Below are 8766 nucleotides of genomic sequence, written 5' to 3'. Positions count from 1 at the left end.
CTGCTCGTCCCGGTCTTCGGGATGTCGTCGGCCGCGCTGTTCCTGCACGAGTCGATCAGCCCGCTGCGGTGGGGGGCCGCGCCGCCGCGGCGGGCGGACGGGCCGCGGCGCTCGCCCGCGTCGTGAGCGGGCCCGCCGACCTGGTGGGCCGTGCCCTCGTCGTGCATCCCGACGGCTCCCGCGAGGGAGGCTTCGGCGCCCATCCCGGACTCGACCGTACGGTGGCGGGCGAGGCGGCGGCCCTGCTGGACGCCGGCCGCACCGCCACCGTGGAGATCGGAGAGCAGGGCTCTCGTTGCGGAGCGCCGCTCACGGTCCTCGTGGAGTCCTCGGTCCCGCCGCCGCGCATGATCGTCTTCGGTGCCATCGACTTCGCCTCGGCGCTGGTCCGGGTGGGCAAGTTCCTCGGCCACCGGGTGACGGTGTGCGACGCCCGCCCGGTCTTCGCGACGGCGGCCCGCTTCCCCGAGGCGGACGAGATCGTCGTGGAGTGGCCCCACCGCTATCTGGAGCGCACGAAGGTCGACTCCCGCACCGTCCTGTGCGTCCTCACCCACGACGCCAAGTTCGACGTCCCGCTGCTCCGGCTCGCGCTGCGGCTCCCCGTGGCGTACGTCGGCGCCATGGGCTCGCGCCGTACCCACCTGGACCGCAACGAACGGCTGCGCGAGGTCGGCGTCACCGAGATGGAGCTGGCCCGCCTCAGGTCGCCGATCGGCCTGGACCTCGGGGCGCGGACCCCCGAGGAGACGGCCCTGTCGATCGCCGCGGAGATCGTGGCCGACCGGCGCGGAGGAAGCGGGGTCTCCCTCACCGGGGCGCACACCCCCATCCACCACGACGCGCCCTCGGCCCCGGTGCGGCACATCGGGTCGGTGGCCTGAGGGCCCGCCTCCGGGCCGTTCCGCAGTTTTCGGGCGTGTTCTTCCGTGCCCCGTATTGACGTGCGCCCGCCTCTCGGCGAACCTCCTGTGGGAGCGCTCCCGCAAGTCCCTCGTGACCGTTGCGACCCCGGAGTGAACCTGTATGAGACGACGCACGCCCATCTGGCTCGCCGCTCTGTCCGTCGGTCTGGCCGCCCTCTTCGCCGCACCCCCGGCGCAGGCCGCGCAGTCCGCCGGCCACGGACCGTCGCTGTACGTCCCCGACGCCAATCCGGCGGCCTACCAACAGGCCCTCGGTCTCGCCCGGGCCGGCCGGCTGCGCGACGCGGCGGGCATCGTGGCGATGGTGAACACCCCGCAGGCCGTGTGGTTCGGCGACGAGACGCCGGCCGAGGTGGAGAAGAAGGTCCGCGCGGTGGTCCGCGACGCCGGCCGCCACGGCGCGATTCCCGCGCTGGCGCTGTACGACATCCCCGGCCGCGACTGCTCCAACTACTCGGCGGGCGGCGCAGCGAACACCGCGGAGTACCAGGCCTGGATCGACGCGGTGGCCCGGGGGATCGGACGCGGCGACGCGATCGTCACCCTGGAACCCGACGCCCTCGCCCTGCTGCCCTCCGACTGCGGCCAGGACGACGCGCAGGGCACGAAGACGGCCGCGCGCTACACCGAGGTCAACTACGCGGTCGGCGCTCTGGAGCCGCTGCGCGGCACCAAGGTGTATCTCGACACCGGGCATCCGGGCTGGCACTCCGTCAACGACATCGTGCCGCGCCTGATCCGGGGCGGGGTGGCAGGGGCCTCCGGCTTCTACACCAACGCCTCGAACTACCACACCGACGACGCCAACTCCTGGTACGGCAAGCTCATCTCGTCCTGCCTGGCCTACGCCGACGGCGGTGGTGACGCCGCCCAGTGCCCCAACCAGTGGTGGCCGCGCGCCGACGCACAGGCCTGGATCGACGCGCAGGTGACGACCCCGCCGTCCCGGATGAAGCACTTCGTCACGGACTCCAGCCGCAACGGCCGGGGCACCTGGACCCCGCCGGCCGGCACGTACACCGACGCGCAGGACTGGTGCAACCCGCCGAACCGCGGACTCGGCGCCCGCCCGACGCTGCACACCGGCGACCCGCTCCAGGACGCCCGTCTGTGGATCAAGACACCCGGCGAGTCGGACGGCCTCTGCCTGCGCGGAACCACGGGCCCCGAGGACCCCGAACGCGGCACGGTCGACCCGAAGGCGGGCGACTGGTTCCCCCAACAGGCACTGGAACTGGCTCAGTTGGCCGAACCGCCGCTTCTGCCCGGAGCCTGACCGCCAGGGACGTCGGCCTCCCGGGAGTCGGGCCCACCGAAGGGCCTGAGAACGGGGTGCGTGCCCCGGTCGTCGCCGCTCGGGCGTACGGCCGGGGCTCACCCCCGCCCCAGCAACCCGTCCACCGCCCGCCCGAACATCCACCGTGCCGTCCCGCCCAGCGGCCGGTCGGTGAAGGCGGGGAGGCCGCGTACGGTCAGATCCTCCCGCCAGACCACCCGTGAACCGCCGCCGTCCGCCGGGTGCACCTCGAACTCGGCCCAGCCCGTGACGAACGTGCCGCGCTTGAGCAGCCGGCACGTTCCCGGACCCCCGTCGCCCGGCGGGCTCCACGCGACGACCTCCATCGGGTCGTCGAACGCGAGCGGCCCGAGTCCCGACCGTGCCACGAAGACCGTGCCCTGCCGCGTCGGCGCCGGTGTGCGCACGGTGACCCGGGTCAGCGGGACGACGTCCGCGTGCCGGGGCCAGTCGGTCAGCCGCCGCCAGCTCTCGGCGACCGAGTGCCGGGACACGCGTTCCAGGACGAAGAGGACCACGGCACGATCGTAGGCGCCGGCAAGGCCTGGACGGGGGGTGCCTCTCCGGCGCCGGGGGCGGACACCGTCACAGCTCCCGGACGCGAACGCCCCGGAGCCCCGGCCGGACGCCGCCAACGCCCGCCCCGGTCCGGTCGGTGCCGCCAGTCCACTCGCCCCAGGCCCGTCAACGCGTCCGGTCGGCCCGCCCTGGTCCTGTCAACACCTCCGGTAGGCCTGCCCCGGTCCGGTCGGCACCGCCGGTCCACTGGCCCTGGTCCTGTCAACGCGTCCGGTCCGCCCGCCCCGGTCCCCTCAACGGCTTCCGTCGGTCCGCGCCGGTCCGTGGCCCGGGCGGTGTACACCGGCCGTGCGGCTCACGAGCAGGGCCATGGCCATCAGCCGTCGCCAGTCCAGGGTGGGCTGGACCGCGGGGACGCCCGGGCGCTTCCTCGGGACGCGTACGCGCAGCGCGCCCGGTGCCACGCGGCAGCGGACCGGGGTGGGCAGGACCATGGCCTCGCCGTCGATTCCGGCTTCCAGCTCGCCGCCGTCGGCGGTCACGACCACCTCGCGCGCCGTGAGGACCGACAGGCCGTGCGGGGCGGGGGCGAGCAGCAGGGCGGCGGCCTCGACCGCGCTGTCCACCTTGACCCCGAGAACCCCGAGCAGCCCCGAGTCCAGCCGCTCGCGCCGGCCAAGACCCGCCGGGTCGTTCGTGCGGTAGGGGTTGTTGCTCACCAGCACGGCCTGCGGCGCCTCCAGTGTGGCCCCGGCGGCGTAGGCGGTCAGCTCGGGGCCGCGCTGGCGGGTGAGCAGATCCGGCAGGAGCTCCAGGATCGTGCCGATCTTGTCGTCCCGGTAGGCGGGATCCTGGACGACCGCCGCGTACGCCCCGAAGGAGGCGTTGTTGACGAACGGGTGCTCTCCGGCGAAGCCGAGGTCCACCCGCAGTTCGACCCCGTCCTTCAGCGCGTCCAGGCAGGTGGCGGGGTCGTCGCGGTCGAGGCCGAGGTCCATGGCGAAGTGGTTGCGGGTGCCGGCCGAGACGACGAGGAACGGCAGACCGTGTTCGGCGGCGACCGCCGCGACGAGCGCCTGCGTCCCGTCACCGCCCGCCACGCCCAGCAGGTCCGCCCCGTCCGCGACCGCCCGCCGGGCCAGCTCGGTGACGTCCTGGTGCTGCTCCGGGTCGAGGAGCACGACACGGGCGCCGAGCCGCTCGGCCTTCTCCACGAGGCCGAACCGCTCCACCTTCCCGCCCCCGGACCGGGGATTCATGATGACGAACGGCCGCCGCGGCGGCGGAGTGCGGTGTTCCTTCATGGACCGGACCCGGCCGCGGGCGCTGCGCAGCGCGTAGCGCCCGCACCACACGGCGACGATCCACAGCACGGGGGACAGCAGCAGGGTCCACAGCAGCGTGATCGCGAGGACCACGACGACGGCGAGCGGGAGCACGACGGCGAGCAGGCCCGCGATCCAGCGCACCGGGCCGCGCCGGGTCAGCGCCCACCACAGCGCCCCGGCCGCGACGGCCATGGCCGCGAGAGCGGCGAGCAGGAGCAGGAGGCCGCGTACACCCCCGAAGGCGAGCGGCAGTGCCACGGCGAGCGCCGCCGCCGCGAGCGAGGCTCTCGCCGCCCATCGTTCGCGGGCCGGTGGCCCCGTCTGCGTGCTCATCGTTCCTCCACCGGTCGGTCCGTCCGGCACCGCGGCCGCCGTCCGAGAGGGCGCCGCATCGCCGGTCACGCGAAACCGGATGCCCGCACGGCGGACGTCCATGTCCGACGTGCCGGGCCGGCCCTCATGGGGTCACGCTGCCACGAGCCGGGCCCCAGCACCACGAGGCGGCCTGTGTCCCGGCCCGTTTCGTGCCGGGCGCCCCTCCGACGACCCGTCCGAAGGCGGCACGGGTGCCTTCACCGCCCCGGGAGCGGGCCCGGGTGCCTCACCGCCCGGAAGCGGGCCGGGCGGCGGGCTCCGCCTGCCGTGCCGACGGGCCCGGGCGGGTCCGGGCCTCCGGCGGGATCAGCGTGCCGTGTCCGGCCCCGCACACGACCACCGCGCGCACCTGCTCGCCGCAGTCCGCGTGCACGACCTCCAGCGGCGGCCCCTCGGGATCCGCCGTGTAGCGGTCGCCCCACTGCTTGAGGGCGATCATGGCGGGCCACAGGTCCCAGCCCTTGCGGGAGAGCCGGTACTCGTTACGGGCGCGGCTGCCGGGCTCGCTGTACGGCACGGTGTCCAGGATCCCGGCCGCGACCAGCTTCCGCAGCCGGTCCGCCAGCACGCTCTCGGAGAGTCCGACATGGCGCCGGAAGTCGTCGAAGCGCCGTACGCCGTTCATCGCGTCACGCAGGACCAGCATCGACCACTTCTCGCCGATCAGGTCGAGCGTCCGCTGGACCGTGCAGTTCTCGGTACTGGTGTCGAGCCACGTCATGGGCCCCATCGTAGGCTGACTGTGAGATTGACAGCCAGGTGTGGCGCTGGCTAACTTCTGTCGTACCGGCTGACTGCGAAAAACAGAGTCAGATCGTCCGAGCGGGGAGTGTGGGAGAAGCATGGGCAGGTCTCGTACGTACGACTGGGAGGACCCGGCCGTCACCGCGGACGCCGTAGCCCGCTACAGCGGTCTCGACTTCCTCCGCGAGATGCAGGCCGGACGGCTCCCCGCGCCGCCGATCTCCGCGACCCTCGGCATGACCCTCGAAGAGGTCGAGCACGGCCGGGTGGTCTTCTCCCTGGTCCCGGGGGAGGAGCACTACAACCCGATCGGAAGCGTCCACGGGGGCATCTACGCCACCCTGCTGGACTCCGCGGCGGGCTGCGCGGTGCAGTCCGTGCTGCCCCGGGGCACCGGATACACCTCGCTCGATCTGAACGTGAAGTTCCTGCGCCCGGTCACCGTGGACACCGGCAGGGTCGAGGCCGTCGGTACCGTCCTGAACAGCGGCCGCCGCACCGCGCTTGCCCAGGCGGAGCTCTTCGACGCGTCCGGCCGGCTGCTCGCCCACACCACCAGCAGTTGCCTGCTGTTCCCCGTCTGAGCCGCCGCCCGCCGTCTCCACCGGGCCGGCGGGCCCGGGGCCGGGGCGTGCCGACGTCGCCGCGCAGGCGGGACTCCGCGGACATGCCCTAGCGTGACGGCGTATGAGGACGAGCCTGCCGAGACTGCCCCTGGACGCCGTGCCGCGCCTGGTCGTCTCGCTGGTCCTGGGCGCCGCGGTCGGGCTGGCCGTCGGCTTCTCGAACGACGTCTTCCTGGGCTCGCTGGCCGGCATCGCCGCGACGGAACTGTTCTTCGTCCTGGCGGGCTGGGTGGTGCTGTGGCCTATGAGCGCCGAGGCGACCCGCGCGAGCGCGTGCCGGGAGGACCTGCGCCCGCTGACCGACGAACTCGTCGTGGTCGCGGTCGCCCTGTGCGGGCTGGGCGCCATCGCGCTGCTGCTCCTGCGCGGCGGCGGGTCCGACCGCGGTGACGCCGTGGCCGTGACCGCCCTGTGCGGCGTGTTCCTGGCCTGGGCCGCCCTCCACCTGATGTACGCCACCCGCTATGCCTACCTGTACTACGACGGGAACGGCGGCATCGACTTCAACACGGACGACCCCCCGGCGTACCGCGACTTCTTCTACTTCAGCTACAACCTCGGGATGACCTACCAGGTGTCCGACACCAGCGTCTCCAGCGCGCAGATCCGCTCGATCGTGCTGCGGCACTGCCTCCTGTCGTACGTGTTCGGCACCAGCATTCTCGCCACGGCCATCAATGTCGTCGTCGGACTCGTGAGCGGCTGACGCCGGCGGGGGAGCGAGGCGTTCTGGTGCGGTTTGCCCCGTGACGCCCCAGGATGGGAGGAAGAACCGTCCGGTCCGTGCGCCGCGGACACCTCCGCGTCCCCTGAGGAGGCCGACCCTTGGCCGAGCCACAGGCTGTGATCTCCCGGCCGGCCAGGGCCGCGGTGTTCCTCGTGGTCACCGTCACGCCGGGGCACGAGGACACGGTCCGCGGTCTGCTGGAGGACGTCTCCGGACTGCGCCGCTCCGTCTCCTTCCGCGCCCCGGCCGACGAACTGGCCTGTGTCGTCGGCGTCGGATCGGCCGTCTGGGACCGGCTGTTCAGCGGTCCCCGCCCCCAGGAGCTGCACCGGTTCGTGGAGTTGACGGGCCGACGCCACCGCGCCCCGGCCACGCCGGGAGACCTCCTGTTCCACCTCCGGGCCCGCCGCCAGGACCTCTGTTTCGAACTGGCCCGGCTCATCGTGGAACGGCTGGAGGGCGCGGTCACGGTGGTCGACGAGGTCCATGGATTCAAGTACTTCGACGAGCGCGACCTGCTCGGCTTCGTCGACGGCAGCGAGAACCCCGAGGGCCCGGCGGCCGTCGACGCCGTGGTCGTCGGTGACGAGGATCCCGCCTTCGCGGGCGGCAGTTACGTGATCGTCCAGAAGTACCTGCACGACCTGCGGACCTGGAACGCGCTGCCGTCGGACGAGCAGGAGCGGGTCATCGGGCGCACGAAACTCGCCAACACCGAACTCCCCGACGAGATCAAACCGGCCGACTCCCATGTCGCCCGCAACACCGTCACCGACGAGAACGGTGACGAACGCAAGATCGTGCGGGAGAACATGCCGTTCGGCACCCTGGGCGAGGGCGAGTTCGGCACCTTCTTCATCGGCTACGCGCGCACCCCCGGGGTGACCGAGCAGATGCTGCGCAACATGTTCCTCGGAGACGGCCGGGCCGCGTACGACCGCATCCTCGACTTCTCGACCGCGATCACCGGCTGCCTCTTCCACGTGCCGCCCGCCGCCTTTCTCGACGACCTCCCCGCCGCCCCCGGCGAGCGGGAGGCGGACCAGGACGCGGCGGACCCGACCGCCGTGACCGGCGAGCCCGCCGCCGGCCCCACCGCCACGGACGGCGAGGCCGCGACGGCGGACGGCTCACTGGGGATCGGCAGCCTCAAAGGAGTCCGCACATGACGACCGCAACCGACGCCACGGCCGCCGGAACCGGCAACCTGCACCGCGAACTCGCACCCGTCACGCCCGCCGCGTGGAACGAGATCGAGGACGAGGCGCGCCGCACGTTCCGGCGCAACCTCGCCGGCCGGCGCGTCGTGGACGTCACGGGCCCCGACGGGCCCGTGCTCGCCGCCGTCGGGACCGGCCATCTGTCCCGCATCGACGGCCCGTCACCCGGTGTCGCCGCCCGGCTGCGCCAGGTTCAGCCCCTGGTCGAGCTCACCGTGCCGTTCCGGGTGAGCCGCGACGCCGTCGACGACGTGGACCGGGGCGCCGAGGACTCCGACTGGCAGCCGGTCAAGGACGCGGCCCGCACCATGGCGTTCGCCGAGGACCAGACCGTCTTCAACGGATACGCGGCGGCCCGTGTCGACGGTCTGCGAGCCCGTACGTCCAACCCGGTGCTCCGCCTTCCCGCGGAGCCGCGCGACTTCCCCGACGCCGTCAGCCACGCCCTGAGCACACTCAGGCTGGCCGGCGTGCAGGGCCCGTACGCGCTGCTGCTGGGCGCGGAGGCGTACACGGCGGTCAGCGAGACCTCCGACCACGGCTATCCCGTCGCCGCCCACCTCGGCAGGCTGCTCGACGGGCGGCTGATCTGGGCACCCGCCGTGGAGGGGGCCTTCCTGCTCACCACCCGGGGCGGCGACTACGAACTGCGCCTCGGCGAGGATCTCGCCATCGGCTACACCGCCCACGACGCCACGGGCGTCGACCTGTACTTCCGCCAGACCCTGACCTTCCTCGTCCACACGGACGAGGCCGTGGTGGCACTCGACCCGTCGACCGACTCGGGCGGGGACACGAACGGACACAGGGGCACCGGCGGGGGAGCGGTCTGAACCCGGCGGGGGCGCGCGTGCCACCCGGGCGGGGCGGGCGCTCGCGGGGTCCGCGGGCCGGGCCGTATCGGAGTTTCCGGCGCTCGCCAACGCCCCCTTACCTTCGGTGAGTTCCGCCCTCGCCGGGATGAACGCGCAGGCCAGGACCCCCGCGGCGCGGACGGCCGCTCC

9 protein-coding genes and 1 pseudogene are annotated in these 8766 nt (G+C 73.5%); 7 read left to right on the top strand and 3 right to left on the bottom strand.

Annotation, left to right across the window (positions count from 1 at the left end; all coding sequences use genetic code 11):
* From ACWEBX_RS11770 to ACWEBX_RS11760, 3 genes and pseudogenes are all read left to right on the top strand, one after another.
* Positions 1 to 126: pseudogene (locus ACWEBX_RS11770) on the top strand (EamA family transporter); the annotation flags it as partial.
* On the top strand, positions 123 to 884 hold the full coding sequence (locus ACWEBX_RS11765; RefSeq protein WP_451884711.1) for an XdhC family protein: 762 nt from the start codon (positions 123 to 125) through the stop codon (positions 882 to 884). The pseudogene ACWEBX_RS11770 and the gene ACWEBX_RS11765, both read left to right, overlap by 4 nt.
* Before the next feature lie 142 nt (positions 885 to 1026).
* A complete protein-coding gene (locus ACWEBX_RS11760) occupies positions 1027 to 2202 on the top strand; it encodes a glycoside hydrolase family 6 protein (protein WP_451884710.1) in 1176 nt (391 codons plus the stop codon).
* A gap of 98 nt (positions 2203 to 2300) precedes the next feature.
* On the opposite strand, the gene ACWEBX_RS11755 is transcribed toward ACWEBX_RS11760, so the two are convergent.
* The 3 genes from ACWEBX_RS11755 to ACWEBX_RS11745 form a co-directional block, all read right to left on the bottom strand.
* Positions 2301 to 2741, bottom strand: coding sequence for an SRPBCC family protein (locus tag ACWEBX_RS11755; RefSeq protein WP_451884709.1), 441 nt, complete (start codon positions 2739 to 2741; stop codon positions 2301 to 2303).
* A 294-nt stretch (positions 2742 to 3035) separates the two neighbouring features.
* The gene (locus tag ACWEBX_RS11750; protein WP_451884708.1) at positions 3036 to 4403 is read right to left on the bottom strand and encodes a diacylglycerol/lipid kinase family protein; all 1368 of its coding nucleotides are present in this window, start codon (positions 4401 to 4403) and stop codon (positions 3036 to 3038) included.
* A 268-nt stretch (positions 4404 to 4671) separates the two neighbouring features.
* Positions 4672 to 5166 carry a winged helix-turn-helix transcriptional regulator gene (locus ACWEBX_RS11745; RefSeq protein WP_451884707.1) on the bottom strand — a complete coding sequence of 165 codons (495 nt, stop codon included), beginning with the start codon at positions 5164 to 5166 and terminating at the stop codon, positions 4672 to 4674.
* A gap of 121 nt (positions 5167 to 5287) precedes the next feature.
* Here ACWEBX_RS11745 and ACWEBX_RS11740 point away from each other — a divergent pair, with 121 nt between their 5' ends.
* The 4 genes from ACWEBX_RS11740 to ACWEBX_RS11725 all read left to right on the top strand — a co-directional run bounded on the left by ACWEBX_RS11740 (position 5288) and on the right by ACWEBX_RS11725 (position 8595).
* The gene (locus ACWEBX_RS11740) at positions 5288 to 5773 is read left to right on the top strand and encodes a PaaI family thioesterase (RefSeq protein WP_451884706.1); all 486 of its coding nucleotides are present in this window, start codon (positions 5288 to 5290) and stop codon (positions 5771 to 5773) included.
* A gap of 103 nt (positions 5774 to 5876) precedes the next feature.
* On the top strand, positions 5877 to 6521 hold the full coding sequence (locus tag ACWEBX_RS11735; protein WP_451884705.1) for a DUF1345 domain-containing protein: 645 nt from the start codon (positions 5877 to 5879) through the stop codon (positions 6519 to 6521).
* Between the two features lie 119 nt (positions 6522 to 6640).
* Positions 6641 to 7711, top strand: a complete 1071-nt coding sequence (locus ACWEBX_RS11730) for a Dyp-type peroxidase (RefSeq protein ID WP_451884704.1) — start codon at positions 6641 to 6643, stop codon at positions 7709 to 7711.
* Complete coding sequence (locus ACWEBX_RS11725; protein ID WP_451884703.1) at positions 7708 to 8595, top strand: family 1 encapsulin nanocompartment shell protein; 888 nt, start codon at positions 7708 to 7710, stop codon at positions 8593 to 8595. Before ACWEBX_RS11730 ends, ACWEBX_RS11725 begins: the two co-directional genes overlap by 4 nt.
* Positions 8596 to 8766 lie beyond the last annotated feature (171 nt).

It is taken from the genome of Streptomyces sp. NPDC005070, assembly GCF_053600395.1.
This window is presented reverse-complemented; position numbering and strand designations above follow the sequence as displayed.